Origin of the sequence: Bradyrhizobium diversitatis (assembly GCF_016031635.1) — a bacterium.
In the GTDB taxonomy this organism is placed as follows: domain Bacteria; phylum Pseudomonadota; class Alphaproteobacteria; order Rhizobiales; family Xanthobacteraceae; genus Bradyrhizobium; species Bradyrhizobium diversitatis.
Window position 1 is genome coordinate 186,913 of the sequence record NZ_JACEGD010000008.1, and the last position, 15,000, is coordinate 201,912.

General features: G+C 66.1%; 10 protein-coding genes and 2 pseudogenes. 8 read left to right on the forward strand and 4 right to left on the reverse strand.

Annotated elements, in window-relative coordinates:
• Positions 1 to 55: 55 nt before the first annotated feature.
• The 7 genes and pseudogenes from H1B27_RS09980 (at position 56) to H1B27_RS10010 (ending at position 8,054) form a co-directional block, all read left to right on the forward strand.
• Positions 56 to 1,201: an isobutyryl-CoA dehydrogenase gene (locus H1B27_RS09980; protein ID WP_197965921.1), complete on the forward strand. Its 1,146-nt coding sequence runs from the start codon at positions 56 to 58 to the stop codon at positions 1,199 to 1,201.
• Positions 1,198 to 2,265, forward strand: a complete 1,068-nt coding sequence (locus tag H1B27_RS09985) for an enoyl-CoA hydratase/isomerase family protein (protein ID WP_197965922.1) — start codon at positions 1,198 to 1,200, stop codon at positions 2,263 to 2,265. Before H1B27_RS09980 ends, H1B27_RS09985 begins: the two co-directional genes overlap by 4 nt.
• A gap of 13 nt (positions 2,266 to 2,278) precedes the next feature.
• A pseudogene (gene mmsB, locus H1B27_RS09990) lies at positions 2,279 to 3,181 on the forward strand (3-hydroxyisobutyrate dehydrogenase); the annotation flags it as partial.
• A complete protein-coding gene (locus tag H1B27_RS09995) occupies positions 3,181 to 4,899 on the forward strand; it encodes an AMP-binding protein (protein WP_197965924.1) in 1,719 nt (572 codons plus the stop codon). The pseudogene mmsB and the gene H1B27_RS09995, both read left to right, overlap by 1 nt.
• 151 nt (positions 4,900 to 5,050) lie before the next feature.
• Complete coding sequence (locus H1B27_RS10000; protein WP_197965925.1) at positions 5,051 to 5,530, forward strand: MaoC family dehydratase; 480 nt, start codon at positions 5,051 to 5,053, stop codon at positions 5,528 to 5,530.
• A gap of 220 nt (positions 5,531 to 5,750) precedes the next feature.
• On the forward strand, positions 5,751 to 6,668 hold the full coding sequence (locus tag H1B27_RS10005; protein ID WP_197965926.1) for an SDR family NAD(P)-dependent oxidoreductase: 918 nt from the start codon (positions 5,751 to 5,753) through the stop codon (positions 6,666 to 6,668).
• A 153-nt stretch (positions 6,669 to 6,821) separates the two neighbouring features.
• Positions 6,822 to 8,054: a BaiN/RdsA family NAD(P)/FAD-dependent oxidoreductase gene (locus H1B27_RS10010; protein ID WP_197965927.1), complete on the forward strand. Its 1,233-nt coding sequence runs from the start codon at positions 6,822 to 6,824 to the stop codon at positions 8,052 to 8,054.
• Positions 8,055 to 8,240: 186 nt separating this feature from the next.
• On the opposite strand, the gene H1B27_RS10015 is transcribed toward H1B27_RS10010, so the two are convergent.
• The 3 genes from H1B27_RS10015 to H1B27_RS10025 are packed head-to-tail and all read right to left on the reverse strand — an operon-like array spanning position 8,241 to position 11,629.
• Entirely contained in the window at positions 8,241 to 9,320 is a 1,080-nt protein-coding gene (locus H1B27_RS10015; protein ID WP_197965928.1) for a D-TA family PLP-dependent enzyme, read from the reverse strand.
• A gap of 3 nt (positions 9,321 to 9,323) precedes the next feature.
• A complete protein-coding gene (locus H1B27_RS10020; protein WP_197965973.1) occupies positions 9,324 to 11,135 on the reverse strand; it encodes an ABC-F family ATP-binding cassette domain-containing protein in 1,812 nt (603 codons plus the stop codon).
• Positions 11,136 to 11,137: 2 nt separating this feature from the next.
• Positions 11,138 to 11,629: a YaiI/YqxD family protein gene (locus H1B27_RS10025; protein WP_061876767.1), complete on the reverse strand. Its 492-nt coding sequence runs from the start codon at positions 11,627 to 11,629 to the stop codon at positions 11,138 to 11,140.
• A 105-nt stretch (positions 11,630 to 11,734) separates the two neighbouring features.
• Between H1B27_RS10025 and H1B27_RS10030 the strand changes: the two genes are divergently transcribed.
• Entirely contained in the window at positions 11,735 to 12,535 is an 801-nt protein-coding gene (locus H1B27_RS10030) for a hypothetical protein (protein ID WP_197965929.1), read from the forward strand.
• A 170-nt stretch (positions 12,536 to 12,705) separates the two neighbouring features.
• Here H1B27_RS10030 and H1B27_RS10035 read toward each other — a convergent pair.
• Positions 12,706 to 14,801 (reverse strand): annotated as a pseudogene (locus H1B27_RS10035) (xanthine dehydrogenase family protein molybdopterin-binding subunit).
• Positions 14,802 to 15,000: the final 199 nt, after the last annotated feature.

Sequence of the window (15,000 nt, forward strand, 5' to 3'; positions counted from 1 at the left end):
GCTTCGCGCGGACCCGGTGGCTCGCAATGACGATGGGGCAAGAGGGTAGGCGGCAATGCAGTTCGCTCTGAACGAGGATCAGATCGCGGTTCGCGACATGGCGCTTGCGTTTGCGGCCGAGAAGATCGCGCCGCATGCGCTGCGCTGGGACGAGGAGAAGCATTTTCCCGTCGACGTGATGCGCGAGGCCGCGACGCTCGGCATGGGCGGCATCTACATCCGCGACGATGTCGGCGGCTCAGCGATGACCCGCTTCGACGCGGCGCTGATCTTCGAGGCGCTGGCGACGGGCTGCCCGACCACCTCCGCCTTCATCTCCATCCACAACATGGCGAGCTGGATGATCGATGCCTTCGGCAGCGACACCCAGCGCCATCAATGGCTGCCGAAGCTCTGCACCATGGAACTGATCGCCAGCTACTGCCTGACCGAGCCGGGCGCCGGCTCGGATGCGGCAGCGCTGCGCACCCGTGCGGTGCGCGACGGCGATCATTACGTCCTCAACGGCCAGAAGCAGTTCATCTCCGGCGCCGGCGGCACCGACGTTCTGGTCGCGATGGTCCGCACCGGCGGTGATGGCCCCGGCGGCATCTCGACCCTCGTCATCGACGGCAAGACGCCGGGCGTCTCCTTTGGCGCCAACGAGCGCAAGATGGGCTGGAATGCACAGCCGACCCGCGCCGTCATGTTCGAAAACGCCCGCGTGCCCGTCGCCAATCGGCTCAGCGAGGAGGGCGTCGGCTTCAAGATCGCGATGGCTGGTCTCGACGGCGGCCGCCTCAACATCACGGCGTGTTCTCTTGGTGGTGCCCAAACTGCGCTCGACAAGGCACGCGCCTACATGAAGGAGCGCAAGGCGTTCGGGAAGCGTCTCGACGAATTCCAGGCCCTGCAATTCCGCCTCGCCGACATGGCGATCGAGCTCGAGGCCGCGCGCACCTTCCTGTGGCGTGCCGCGGCAGCGCTGGACCGCAAGGACCCCGACGCCACCATGCTGTGCGCGATGGCCAAGCGTTTCGGCACCGATGTCGGCTTCGAGGTCGCCAACCACGCGCTGCAGCTTCACGGCGGCTACGGTTACCTCAGCGAATATGGCATCGAGAAGATCGTGCGCGACTTGCGCGTGCATCAGATCCTCGAAGGCACCAATGAAATCATGCGGCTCATCGTGGCGCGCAAACTGATCGAGGGCGCACGATGAGTTCGGCGGAGGAGGGCGATCTCATCGTTCGCCGCGAGGGCGCAGCGGGCGTGATCCGGCTCAACCGCCCGAAGGCGATCAATGCCATGACCTTGGAGATGTCCATCGGCATCGATGCGGCGCTGGACCGGTTCGAAACCGATTCCGAAGTGGGGTTGATCATCCTGGAAGGCGCCGGCGAGCGGGGCCTCTGCGCCGGCGGCGACATTCGCGGCCTCTGGGAGAGTTCGCGCGAGGGCGGCGATCTCGGCGCGCGGTTCTGGCGCCAGGAATACGTCATGAATGCGCGGATCGCGAAATATCCGAAGCCGTACGTCGCGTTCATGGACGGTCTCGTCATGGGGGGCGGCGTCGGCCTCTCCGGCCATGCCAGCCACCGCGTCGTCACCGACCGCACCAGGCTTGCGATGCCCGAAGTCGGGCTCGGCTTCTTCCCCGACGTCGGCGGCACCTGGTTGTTGTCGCGCTCGCCCGGCGAGATCGGCACGTATTTCGGCCTGACCGGGCAGACCATGAATGGGCCGGACGCCATCCACGCCAAGTTCGCGGATGCCGTGGTGCCGGCAGCCAAATGGCCGGAGCTGCGCGAGGCGCTGACCAAGCTTCGTCAGGGCGCGACCGCAGCCGACGTCAGCAAGCTCATCAATGGCTTTGCGACGGGCGAGACGGCCGGGCCGGTGACCGCAAAGCAGGCGGCCATCGACGCTCTGTTCGGCTTCGACCGCATGGAGGACATCGTCGCGGCGCTGAAGCGTGACGGCTCCGAATTCGCACAGGCGACGCTGAAGGCGCTCAACGAAAAATCGCCGCGCGGCATGGTGGTGACGCTGAAACTGCTGCGGCTCGCGCGCACGGCGTCGAACCTGGAAGAGTGTCTGGTGCGCGAATACCGCGCCGCGCTGGAGGTCTTCCGCAGCGACGATTTCCGCGAGGGCGTGCGCGCGGCCGTGATCGACAAGGACCGCAACCCGACCTGGTCGCCGCCGCGGATCGAGGATGTGACGCCGGAGATGCTTGCGCCGTATCTCGCCGAGATCGGCACTGATGAGCTGAAGTTCAACTAACAACGCGACAGCGGAGGAAACGACAATGGCCACGATCGCATTCATCGGTCTCGGCAACATGGGCGGCCCGATGGCCGCCAATCTGGTCAAGGCCGGCCACAAGGTGGTGGCGTTCGACCTCGTCGAGGCCTCCCGCAATCAGGCCAGGACCGACGGCGCTGGCATTGCCGACAGCGCGCCCGCCGCGGTGAAGGGCGCTGATGTCGTCGTCACCATGCTCCCCGCGGGCAAGCACGTGCTCGGCGTCTGGAACGAGGTCGTTCCAGCCATGACCAAGGGCGCGCTGATCATCGATAGCTCCACCATCGACGTCGAAAGCGCGCGGCAGGCTCATGCGCTGGCCGCCAAGCACGGCGTGCTCTCGGTCGACGCGCCGGTCTCCGGCGGCACCGGCGGCGCCAAGGGGGCGACGCTCACCTTCATGTGCGGCGGCGAGGAGAAGGCATTTGCCGCGGCCAAGCCGGTGCTCGAAAATATGGGCAAGAAGATCGTGCATTGCGGCGGCGCCGGCGCAGGGCAGGCCGCCAAGATCTGCAACAACATGATCCTCGGCATTTCCATGATCGCGGTGAGCGAGGCCTTCGCGCTCGGTGAAAAGCTCGGGCTCTCGCACCAGGCGCTGTTCGACGTCGCCTCGACGTCGTCCGGCCAATGCTGGTCGCTGACGACCTATTGCCCGGTGCCGGGGCCGGTGCCGACCTCGCCGGCGAACAACGACTACAAGCCGGGCTTTGCTTCTGCGCTGATGGTGAAGGATCTGACGCTGGCGCAGGACGCCGCGAAGGCTGCGGGCGCGGCGACGCCGCTCGGCAAGCATGCGCAGGAGATCTATCAGTCTTTCGACGCAGCCGGCCAGGGCGGGGTGGATTTTTCCGGAATTATCAAGCACGTTAGGAGTCTGGCCGGGAAAGCTTGATGACGACATTCCAGGAAGCGCGCGCGTTTCTGCTAAAGCACCGCACGGAATACGAGGCGGCGGTCAAAGGATTCCGCTGGCCTGATCCGGTTCCCTTCAACTGGGCGCTCGACTGGTTCGACGCCGAGCTGGCGGCGAGTGCGGACAGCAAGGACCGCCCTGCGCTCTGGATTGTCGATGCCGCACAGGACCAGCAGACAAAACTGTCCTTCGCGGCGCTCTCGAAGCGCTCCAACCAGGTCGCCAACTTCCTCCGCGCGCAGGGCTTGAAGCGCGGCGACCACCTTTTGCTGCTGCTCGGCAACGTGGTTCCGCTGTGGGAGACGATGCTGGCGGCGATGAAGCTCGGTGTCGTCGTGATTCCCGCGACGACGCTGCTCACCGCTGACGAACTGCGCGACCGGCTCGATCGCGGCAAGGCGAAGGCGGTGGTGGCCGCCGAGGATCAGGTCGCAAAGTTCGCGAGCCTTGGGACCGAGAATGTCGTTCGCATCGTGGTCGGCGCGGCTGCCAACGGCTGGCTCGCCTATGACGAGGCGGCCAGAATGCCGGAGGGCTTCACGCCGGATGGCCCGACCAACGCCGACGACCCGATGCTGCTCTATTTCACCTCGGGCACGACGGCGAAACCAAAGCTGGTGCGGCACAGCCAGCGCAGCTATCCGGTCGGCCATCTCTCCACCATGTACTGGATCGGGCTGAAGCCCGGAGACATTCACCTCAACATCTCCTCGCCCGGCTGGGCCAAGCATGCCTGGAGCTGTTTCTTCGCGCCGTGGAACGCGGGCGCGACCGTATTCGTGGTCAACCAGCCGCGCTTCGATGCCAAGGCGCTGCTCGCCACCATCGGCCGCTGCGGCGTCACCACGCTGTGTGCGCCGCCGACGGTATGGCGGCTGTTCATCCAGGAGAACCTTGCATCGTTCAAGGTGGCCTTGCGCGAGGTCTGCGGCGCCGGCGAACCGCTGAACCCCGAGGTGATCGATCAGGTGCGGGCGGCCTGGGGACTTACCATCCGTGACGGATACGGGCAGACCGAAACCACGGCGCTCGCCGGCAACTCGCCGGGCCAGAAGATCAAGGTCGGCTCGATGGGCCGGCCGCTGCCGGGTTATCGCGTCCAGATCAGCGACGCCGATGGGAACCCGGCCAAGGAAGGCGAGGTCACGCTGGTGCTCGGGACTGAGCGCCCGGCCGGCCTGATGCAGGGCTATCAAAGCGACGACGGCAAACTGTCTGGCGCCGAAGGCGAGCTCTACCGCAGCGGCGATGTCGTGTTCGAAGACGACGAGGGCTATCTCACCTTCGTCGGCCGCTCCGACGACGTGTTCAAGTCGTCGGATTACCGCATCAGTCCATTCGAGCTCGAGAGCGTGCTGCTCGAGCACGAGCTGGTCGCGGAAGCCGCGGTGGTGCCGAGCCCGGATCCGATCCGGCTCGCCATTCCCAAGGCCTTCGTGCTGCTGACATCGGGCGCGGAGCGTTCACCCGAGACCGCGTTCTCCATCTTCAAACATCTTCACGCGCGCCTCGCACCATTCAAGCGCATTCGCCGTCTCGAAATCGTCACCGAGCTGCCGAAGACGATCTCTGGAAAAATCCGTCGCGTCCAGCTACGACGGCTGGAACGCGACAATGATCACGACGATCCGCTGCGCGGCCGGGAATTCCGCGAGGAGGAGTTTCCGGAGCTGGCAAAGACACGCGGCGAAACTTAGTGAGATTTCGTCATTCCGGGGCGCGCGAAGCGCGAGCCATGATGCGCAATTGCGCATCTGAGAATCCATTTCGCAACAGGCTCTGCGGCGCGATGGATTCCGGGCTCGATGCTCCGCATCGCCCCGGAATGACGGCACCAGGAGTGACCAAATGAACGAAGTCTGGAAGAAGCCGCCGATTACGCTTCAGGCCTATCAGGCCATGGTCGGCAAGGAGATCGGCGTGTCCTCGTGGCACCTGATCGACCAGCCCCGCATCGACACCTATGCCGACGTGATCGAGGATCACCAGTTTATCCATGTCGATCCGGAACGCGCGAAGAAAGAGACCGCGTTCGGCAGCACCATCGCGCACGGTTTCCTGACGATGTCGCTGATGTCGATCATGTCCTACGAGGTGATGCCGGTGATCGCGGGCACCACGATGGGCGTGAACTACGGCTTCGACAAGCTGCGCTTCATCTCGCCGGTCCGCTCGGGCAAGCGCGTCCGCGGCCGTTTCGTGCTGGCGGAAGCGAAGCTCCGCAAGCCCAACGAGTTGCAGTCCCGCACCAACGTCACGGTCGAGATCGAAGGCGAGGACAAGCCCGCGCTGGTCGCGGATTGGCTCGGGTTGATCTATTTCGCCTGATGCCGCGTGTCGTTGCCGGGCTTGACCCGGCAACCCAACGCTGGTCAAAAGCTGACCAAAGTCGGGGCGTCCCCTCTCCCCTTGTGGGGGAGGCTGCCTCACGAAGCGAGGCGGGTGAGGGGTCTCTCTCCGCGAACTCATCTGCCGAGAGAGACCCCTCATCCGGCGCTTCGCGCCACCTTCTCCCACAAGGGGAGAAGGGAAGAACAGGACGTAATCCATGGCAATCAGGTTCGACGGACGCGTCGCCATCGTCACCGGCGCGGGCAATGGTCTTGGCAAGGCGCACGCGCTGGGATTGGCCAGCCGCGGCGCCAAGGTCGTCGTCAACGATTTCGGCGGCGCGCGTGGCGGCACCGGCGGCTCGCTGTCGCCGGCCGAATCCGTGGTCGAGGAGATCCGCAAGGCCGGCGGCACCGCGATGGCCGACGGCGCCGATGTCTCGAACTTCGAGCAGGTCACCGCCATGGTCGAGCGTGCCACCAAGGAATGGGGCAGCGTCGATCTCCTGTGCGCCAATGCCGGCATCCTGCGCGACAAATCGTTCGGCAAGATGGAAGCCGCCGATTTCCAGAAGGTGCTCGACGTGCATCTCGTCGGCACCTTTTATTGCTGCAAGGCGGCCTGGGCCGGCATGCGCGACCGCAATTACGGCCGCATCGTGCTGACCACCTCGTCCTCCGGCCTCTATGGCAATTTCGGCCAGGCCAATTACGGCGCGGCGAAGTCCGGCATGGTCGGGCTGATGAACGTGCTGGCGGAAGAGGGCCGCAAGAACGACATCCGCGTCAACATCATCTCGCCCACGGCGGCGACCCGCATGACCGAAGAGCTGCTGCCGCCCCAGGCGCTGCAACTGATGAAGCCGAACGCGATCACGCCGGCGGTCGAGTACATGCTCAGCGAGGACGCGCCGACCCGCACCATCATGGGCGCCGGCGCCGGCTCCTTCGCCGTGATCAAGATTCTCGAGAGCGAAGGCATCAACCTGCCGGAGAGCGAGTGGACGCCCGATGCGGTCGCCGCGCATTTCGGAGAGATCAGCGACATGTCGAAGGCGAAAGCGCTGCAAGGCGCCTTCGAGCAGACGCAGAAATACGTCGCGCAGGCCGCGGCCCGGGCGGGGATCAAGCTTTAGGAGCGGGCATCGCCGCACTCTCAGCCGTCATGGCCGGGCTTGACCCGGCCATCCACGTCTTTGTCACCACCAGCATCGCACTCGTGGATGCCCGGGACAAGCCCGGGCATGACGACCTTTGGTTTGACACGCGGCTCAGCCTAAGCTCCCGCCATGACTCCACCCGACACCTACATCGCCGTCATCGGCGCCGGTCCCGCCGGGCTGATGGCGGCGGAAGTGCTGGCGCAGGGCGGCGCCCGCGTCACCGTCTACGACGCGATGCCGTCCGCAGGCCGCAAATTCCTGATGGCGGGCCGGGGCGGGCTCAACCTCACCCACAGCGAGCCGCTGCCGCAGTTCATGGCGCGCTATCGCGAGGCGGCACCGAAGCTGGAGGCGGCGGTCGCGGCGTTCCCGCCCGACGCGCTGCGCGCCTGGAGCGAGGCGCTGGGCGAGCCGACCTTCGTCGGCACCAGCGGGCGGGTGTTTCCGAAAGCGTTCAAGGCCTCGCCCTTGCTGCGCGCCTGGCTGCGGCGGCTCGATGCCGCCGGCGTGCGGTTTGCGTTTCGTCATCGCTGGATTGGCTGGGACGAGCACGGCCGGTTGCTGTTTCGCACCGGCGCCGGCCAACGCTCGATCGAGGCCGGGGCAGTGGTGCTCGCCCTTGGCGGCGCAAGCTGGCCGCGGCTCGGATCGGACGGCGGCTGGGTCGATCTTCTCGCCGCAAGGGGCATTGCCGTCGCGAAGCTCCGGCCGGCCAATTCCGGCTTCATGGTCGCATGGTCGGAAGTGTTCCGCGAGCGTTTCGAGGGCCAGCCGCTCAAGGGCGTGGCGCTGACGATTGGTGCGCACACGGTGCGCGGCGAAGCGATGATGACGCGTAGCGGCATTGAAGGCGGTGCGATCTACGCGCTCTCGGCCGAACTGCGCGAGGCGGTGCTGGATCTCGGGCACGCGCGGCTGATGATCGCGCTGCGGCCGGACCTTGCCGTCGCCGACCTGACAACGCGCCTGTCGGGCACGCGCGGCAAGCAATCGCTGGCTAACTTCCTGCGCAAGGCGGCGCAATTGTCGCCGGTCGGTATCGGCCTGATGCAGGAGGCGGCCATCGCCTCCGGCCGGCTGCTGGCGTCGTTTTCGCCGGCCGAGCTGGCGCATCTGATCAATGCCATTCCGGTTCAGCTCACCGGCACAGCCCCGATCGAGCGGGCGATCTCGACCGCGGGCGGGATTGCCTTCGATGAGCTCGACCAGCATTTCATGCTTCGCAAATTGCCGGGCGTGTTCGCCGCCGGCGAGATGCTGGACTGGGAAGCGCCGACCGGCGGCTACCTGCTGCAGGCCTCATTCGCGACAGGGCTTGCTGCGGGCAGGGGCGTGCTGGAATGGCTGAAGCGTTCGTAGAACGCCGCCGCCCTTCGAGGGCCGCTGAAGAAGCGGCCACCTCAGGGTGACGGCTACGAAAGAGCGTTAGCTTGCGCTGGCTTAGTCTAGAGAGAGCGTCATCCTGAGGTGCGAGCGGCGCGATGCAAGGCATCGCGCTGGGAGCCTCGAAGGATGCGCGGGCGCTCGACGCCAGCGACTGTGCCCCTACCGCAGCTTCCCCCGTGCCGCGACCGGCAGCGTGCCGATGATCTCCTCGCCGCGCACCATCACCACTTCGTCCATCATGTTGACGACGACGCAGACATGGTTCGGCACGATGCGGACGACGTCGCCGACATTCGGCCGCGTGTTGCTGCGGGAGAGGTCGAGGAAGCCGTGCTCCTCGGCGAATTTCGCGATCTTGGCCTCGGGATGCTCCAGGATCAGGCCGTGGCCGTCGAGGCCGCCGGTGTCCGTGGTCAGCGTCTTCGAGCCGGCGTCGAGGATACCGCGCTCGGGCGCGGCGCGGCTCACCACGGTCGAATAGATGTGCAGCGCGCAATCGTCCCAGGTCGCCGAGCCTGCGGCGACCTGCATGCGATCGTTGTAGATATAGGTGCCGAAGCGATGCTCGGTGCCGCCCTTGAGCTTGCCGATATTGACGAGATTCGGCGTGCCGCCGGTCGAGACGATCTTGGCATCGAGCCCGTGCGCGCGCACACCAGCCAGCGCCTCGTCGTAGAATCTCTGCGCATCCGCCCAGCCGGTCTCGGTCGGATACAGCATGAAGCCGGCGAACTCGAGTCCCTTGGAGGCTGCGATCTCACGCGCCAGTGCAATCGCTTCGGCCGGCGTCTCGACGCCGGCGCGCTTGCGCCCCGTGTCGCATTCGACCACGACCGAGAGGGGCCGGCCCGACGCCGCAGCCGCCTTGGGCAGGCCGGCGACGACGGTCGAATTGTCGGCGGCCACCGTCATGTTGGCCTTCGCCTGCAGCGCGCCGAGGCGGGCCATCTTCTCTTCACCCAGCAGATTGTAGCTGATCAGGATGTCGTCGATGCCGGCATTGGCCATGATCTCGGCCTCGCCGAGCTTCTGGCAGGTGATGCCCTTGGCGCCGGCCGCGACCTGCATCCTGGCGATGGTCGGGTTCTTGTGCGTCTTGATGTGCGGGCGGTTGGCGACGCCGGCGTCGTCGCAGGCCTTCTGGATGCGCGCGATGTTGCGCTCGACCCTGTCCATGTCGATCACGGCACAGGGCGTGCCGTATTCGCGGGCGATCTTGGCGGCGAGGGATGTGGTCATGATTCAGGCCTGTTCTATCTCTTCGCGGAGCATTTCGAGTTCGAGCCAGCGCTCTTCGGCGGCGGACAGTTCGTCATGCGCCTTGGCGATCGCGGCGGAGGTGTCGTCGAATGTCTTGCGATCCCTGGTGTAGAGATTGGGATCGTCGAGTACGCGCTGCAATTTCGCAATATCTGCCTGCAGCGTCTCCATCTTCTTCGGCAGCGTTTCCAGCGCGTGCTTCTCGTTGAAGCTCAGCTTCCGCTTCGGCGCCGAAGCTGGAGCAGCGGAGCGTTCCTCTTTCTTCTCCGACGGAGCTTGCGCCTTCGCCGTCTCACGCTTCAGGTCGGCGCCGCGCTGCGCCAGCATGTCGCTGTAGCCGCCGGCATATTCGATCCACTTGCCGTTGCCCTCGGGCGCGATCACGGAGGTGACGACGCGGTCGAGAAAATCGCGGTCGTGGCTGATCAGGATCACCGTGCCTTCGTAATCGCCGAGCATCTCCTCGAGCACGTCGAGCGTCTCGAGATCGAGATCGTTGGTCGGCTCGTCCAGCACCAGCAGGTTCGACGGCTTTGCCAGTGCGCGCGCCAGCATCAAGCGGCCGCGCTCGCCGCCGGAGAGCACTTCAAGCGGCGTGCCGCGCTGCTCCTGCGCGAACAGGAAGTCCTTCATGTAGCCGACGACGTGCTTCGGCTTGCCGCCCACGATGACGTGGTCGCCGCGGCCACCGGTCAGCGCTTCCGCCAGCGTCGACTTGGGATCGAGGCTTTCGCGGTGCTGGTCGAGCGTCGCCATCTCCAGATTGGCACCTAACCGCACCGTGCCGGAATCAGGCTGCATGCCGCCGGTGAGCAGGTTGACCAGCGTGGTCTTGCCGGCGCCGTTCGGGCCGATGATGCCGAGACGGTCGCCGCGCTGGATGCGGGTGGAGAAATTTTCGACGATCTTGCGCTCGCCATAGGCCTTGGTGATGGATTTCGCCTCGATCACCAGCTTGCCGGACTGCTCGGCTTCGCTGGCTGCGAGATTGGCACTGCCGGCGGTGCCGCGATAATTGCGGCGCTGATCGCGTAGGGCATGCAGATTGGCGAGCCGCTTGACGTTGCGCTTGCGCCGTCCGGAGACGCCGTGGCGAAGCCAGTGCTCCTCGTCGACGATCTTGCGGTCGAGCTTGTGCTGATCGCGCTCTTCTTCCGCCAGCACCTCGTCGCGCCAGGTCTCGAACGAGGCAAAGCCGCGATCGATCTGCTTGATCCTGCCGCGGTCGAGCCAGGCGGTCGAGCGCGACAGATTGGTGAGGAAGCGGCGGTCGTGGCTGATGATCACCAGCGCGCTGCGGCGGCTGTCGAGCTCCTTTTCCAGCCACTCGATGGTGGAGAGATCGAGATGGTTGGTCGGCTCGTCCAGCAGCAGGATGTCGGGCGAGGGCGCCAGCACAAAGGCCAGCGCCGCGCGGCGGGCTTCGCCGCCGGAGAGATTGTGCGGGTCCTCGTCGCCCGTCAGGCCGAGCTGCTCCAGCAGATAGCGCGCCTGGTGCTGGTCGTCGCCGGGCGCGAGCCCGGACTCGACATAGGCAAGCGTGGTCTTGTGGTCGCCGAAGTCTGGCTCCTGCGGCAGGTAGCGCACGGTGGCGCCGGGCTGCACGAAGCGCGTGCCGCCATCGGGCTCGACGAGGCCGGCGGCGATCTTGAGCAGCGTCGACTTGCCGGAGCCGTTGCGGCCGATCAGGCAAACGCGTTCACCCGGCGCGACATTGAGCTCGACACCGCTCAGGAGCGGCGTGCCGCCAAAGGTCAGCCTGATGTCTTTCAATTGGATCAGCGGTGGCGCCATCATCAGCCCCGACTGGTGGCGGCCGCATCAGCGCGGCGGCGCTGGATCCGGCGCAGCGTCTGGTCGAGCGCTGAGAGGAAGGCGGAGCGGTCGCGCGGCGCAAACGATCGCGGGCCGCCGGTGACTTCGCCGGCCGAGCGCAGGTCGGTCATCAGATTGCGCACCGCCAGCGTCATTCCGATCGACTCTTCGGTGAACGGCTTGCCGTTCGGCGCGATCACGTCGGCGCCCGCCTTGACGCACCGGCTCGCCAGCGGAATGTCCGACGTCACGACGACGTCGCCGGGCCTGGCGCGCTCCGCGATCCAGTCGTCCGCGGCGTCCATGCCGCTACCCGCGGCGATGCGCTCGATCAAGGGGTCCTGCGGGACGCGAATGAAATTGCCGGCAACGACGCTCACGGGCACGCCGTGCCGGAGCGCGACGCGGTAGATCTCGTCCTTCACCGGGCAGGCGTCGGCGTCGACATAGATGCGGGTGGGGGTGTCAGTCATTCGCCGCGTGGTACCCCATTCGGGCCCTAAAGGCGAGGGGATTGACCCCGGTTCCTCAGGCCGTACGATCGCTCCTGAACAACAAGAAAACAGGGAAGATGCCCCATGCCGAACCGGCTCGAAACCTACCGCGTCGAGGCCTACAACACCGCCAAACAGTCCGAAAACAAGATGCACGACGACAACGTGGCGCGCCGCTTCGGTTTTTCCGGCGGACTGGTCCCCGGCGTCGACGTCTTCGCCTACATGATGCACGTGCCGATCGCGCGTTGGGGGCGCGATTTCCTCTCCCGTGGGCTGGTCGAGGCCCGCTTCATCAAGCCGGTCTATGACGGCGAGACCGCCGACGTCGACGCCACCGAGCACAACGGCCTGCTGACCATCGAGGTGTTCAGCCGCACCGAGCTGTGTGCGACCGGGACGGCCTCGCTGCCGGCGGCGGTGCCGGCGGTGTCGTTGAGCGACTATGTGGAGGTGCCTGCCGTGGCCGAGCGCAAGCCGGTCAGTCCCGCGACGTTCGAGCTGGGCAAGTGGCTGGGCACGATGCCGCGACGCTGGGCCGGGCAGGACGCCAATGATTATCTCGCCGACATCAGGGAGACCGACCCGATCTTCACGCGCGAGGATATCGGCCATCCCGGACTGATCCAGCGCGTGATGAACCGTGTCCTCGTCGACAACACCATTCTGGGGCCCTGGATTCACGTCGGCAGCCGCATGCAGCTGCTGTCCGCCGCACGCGCCGGCGACGAGATCGCTGCGCGCGCCAGGGTGATCGCGAACTACGAAAAGAAGGGCCACCGCTTCGTCGAATTCGACGCGCTCGTCGTCGCCAACGGCACGACGCCGCTCGCGCACTGCCAGCACACCGCGATCTACCAGCCGCGCGAGCAGGCGGCGGCGTAGGCTCTTCACCTCGCCCCGCTTGCGGGGAGAGGTCGGCGCGAAGCGCCGGGTGAGGGGGAGTCTCCGCAAGGACGGTGAGAGTTGGATTCGCGGAGAGTCCCCCTCATCCGAAACCTCGCTGCGCTCCGGCTTCGACCTCTCCCCGCAAGCGGGGAGAGGTGAACACACAACTACGCCGCCTTGGCCTGCGCCTCCTGGATCGCGCGCCACACGCGCTCCGGGGTCAGCGGCATGTCGATGTGCTTGATGCCGTACTCGGAGAGAGCATCGATCACCTCACCGCGCTGTAGCGCACAATCTGCACCACACCGGTGTCGGGATCGATCTCGACCTCGGCGACGTGGCAGCCGTTCGGGAACGCCGAGGCCACCGGCTCGCTGGTGTGGTCGACGTCGAGGCTGTCAGGCACACCCTCGGGCACATTGCCGTCATGCAGCTTCTTGGCGAGCTCCATGATGTCGATGCTGCGATCGGTGCCGGCGATCGTGAAGCTGCCGTCGGCGAACTCGATGTCGGCCTCGGACGCTTCCAGCATATGTGCGGCGGCGCGCTTGCCCTTCTCGATGACGAGCTTTGCGGCCCCCACGATGGCCTGGCCGCTCGCGGTGATCGAGCGCGAGCCGCCGGTGCCGTTGCCGGTGTGGACGATGTCGCTGTCGCCCTGCACGAGCTTCACGCTCTCGAAGGGGACGCCGAGCTGCTCGCACAGCACCTGCGCGAACGGCGTGGCATGGCCCTGGCCGTAATCGAGCGTGCCGGTGATGAGCTGCACAGTGCCATCAGGGTCGAACACGATCTTGCCGAGCTCGGGGCTCGGCGGCGCAGTGACCTCGAGATAGGAGCCGACGGCGATGCCGCGCAGCTTGCCGGCCTTCTTGCTCTCCTTCTTGCGCTTGGCGAAATTCTCGTGGTCGGAGATTTCGAGCGCCTTGTTGAACACGGCCTGGAAGTCGCCGCTGTCATAGGTGACGCCGGAGGAGGCCGGGAACGGAATCTGGTTCGGCTTGATGAAGTTGCGCCTGCGCAAGGTCAGCCGGTTGATGCCCATCTCGTCGGCGGCGCGGTCGATCAGCCGCTCCATGTAGTAGTTCGCCTCGGGCCGGCCGGCGCCGCGATAGGCGCCCATCAACGTGGTGTTGGTCAGCACCGTCTTGATGTCGACCGCCATCAGCGGCGTGCGATAGACGCTGGAGAAATTCTTGCCGGTGTTGAGCGAGAGCGGCCCCGGTGCGACGCCGGTGATGTAGGCGCCGAGATTGCCGTAGCCGGAAAGCTTTGCCGCGAGGAAATGCCCTTCGGCATCGAGCGCCAGCTCGGCATGGATCTTCTGCGCGCGGCCATGGCTGTCGGAGAGGAAGCTGGTGGAGCGCTCGTCGAGCCACTTCACCGGACGTTCCAGCGCCTTGGCCGCATACAGGATGCACATGTATTCGGGATAGTTGATGTTCTTCATGCCGAAGGAACCGCCGACATTGGCGGTCAGGATGCGCACCTTGTCATTCGGCACGTTGAGGTTCTTGGCGAGATTGGCGCGGTTGCCGGCGACACCCTGCGTCGGCACCTGAAGCGTGTAGCGCTCGGTCTTCTTGTCGTAGGAGGCAAGGCCGACACGCGGCTCCATCGAGACCACGGCGACGCGGGTGTTCTCGATGTCGATTTTGGTGACATGGGCGGCGCTGGCAAAGGCCGCGTTGACCTTGTCCATGTCGCCATAATGGTAGTCGAGCGCGACGTTATCAGGGATGTGGTCGTAAAGCTGCGGCGCGCCGGGCTTGGCGGCCTCCTCGGGATCGGTCACCGCCGGCAGTGGCTCGATGTCGAGCTCGACCGCCTCGGCGGCGTCGCGCGCCTGCGCCAGCGTCTCCGCCACCACGAAGGCGACGGGATCGCCGACGAAGCGGACCTTGTCGGTCGCGAGCGGCTGGCGGTTGGTCTGGAGCAGGGGCGAGCCGTCACGGCTCTTCAGCGGCAGGCCGCAGGTGAAGGGGCCGTAACCGGCAGCATCGAGGTCCTTGCCGGTCCACACCCCCAGCACGCCCGGCATCGCCTTGGCGGCATCAAGGCCGATGCCGCGGATGATGCCATGGGCATGGGTCGAGCGGACGATCACGGCATAGGCCTGGCCGGGCAGGTTGAAATCGTCGGTGTAGCGGCCCTTGCCGCGCACCAGGGTGTCGTCCTCCTTGCGGCGGACCGGTTGCCCGACGCCATATTTTTGCAGTGCAATAGCGTTCTCGAGCGTGGACGATTTGGTGTGTTCTTGCATGGAATTGACCTGAAAAGCCGGCATTTGCGCATTTTCGCGGCAGCGGGAGACCGGACTCTCCTCAGATAACCCACCACCCCGTTCACGACAACGCACGAATGGGCATGGTCCCATGTGATGCGTTGTTGCGCAGGCCTGCCGCGCTGCTAATGTTTCAGGCGAAAAATCAATTCCAGACCGGCCCGACCGGCCGCGGAAA

What these genes read in the sequence shown, in the direction of transcription:
- H1B27_RS09980 (WP_197965921.1), top strand. Translation starts at nt 56, where the DNA reads ATGCAGTTCGCTCTGAACGAGGATCAGATCGCGGTTCGCGACATGGCG.
- H1B27_RS09985 (WP_197965922.1), top strand. Translation starts at nt 1,198, where the DNA reads ATGAGTTCGGCGGAGGAGGGCGATCTCATCGTTCGCCGCGAGGGCGCA.
- H1B27_RS09995 (WP_197965924.1), top strand. Translation starts at nt 3,181, where the DNA reads ATGACGACATTCCAGGAAGCGCGCGCGTTTCTGCTAAAGCACCGCACG.
- H1B27_RS10000 (WP_197965925.1), top strand. Translation starts at nt 5,051, where the DNA reads ATGAACGAAGTCTGGAAGAAGCCGCCGATTACGCTTCAGGCCTATCAG.
- H1B27_RS10005 (WP_197965926.1), top strand. Translation starts at nt 5,751, where the DNA reads ATGGCAATCAGGTTCGACGGACGCGTCGCCATCGTCACCGGCGCGGGC.
- H1B27_RS10010 (WP_197965927.1), top strand. Translation starts at nt 6,822, where the DNA reads ATGACTCCACCCGACACCTACATCGCCGTCATCGGCGCCGGTCCCGCC.
- H1B27_RS10015 (WP_197965928.1), bottom strand. Translation starts at nt 9,320, where the DNA reads ATGACCACATCCCTCGCCGCCAAGATCGCCCGCGAATACGGCACGCCC.
- H1B27_RS10020 (WP_197965973.1), bottom strand. Translation starts at nt 11,135, where the DNA reads ATGGCGCCACCGCTGATCCAATTGAAAGACATCAGGCTGACCTTTGGC.
- H1B27_RS10025 (WP_061876767.1), bottom strand. Translation starts at nt 11,629, where the DNA reads ATGACTGACACCCCCACCCGCATCTATGTCGACGCCGACGCCTGCCCG.
- H1B27_RS10030 (WP_197965929.1), top strand. Translation starts at nt 11,735, where the DNA reads ATGCCGAACCGGCTCGAAACCTACCGCGTCGAGGCCTACAACACCGCC.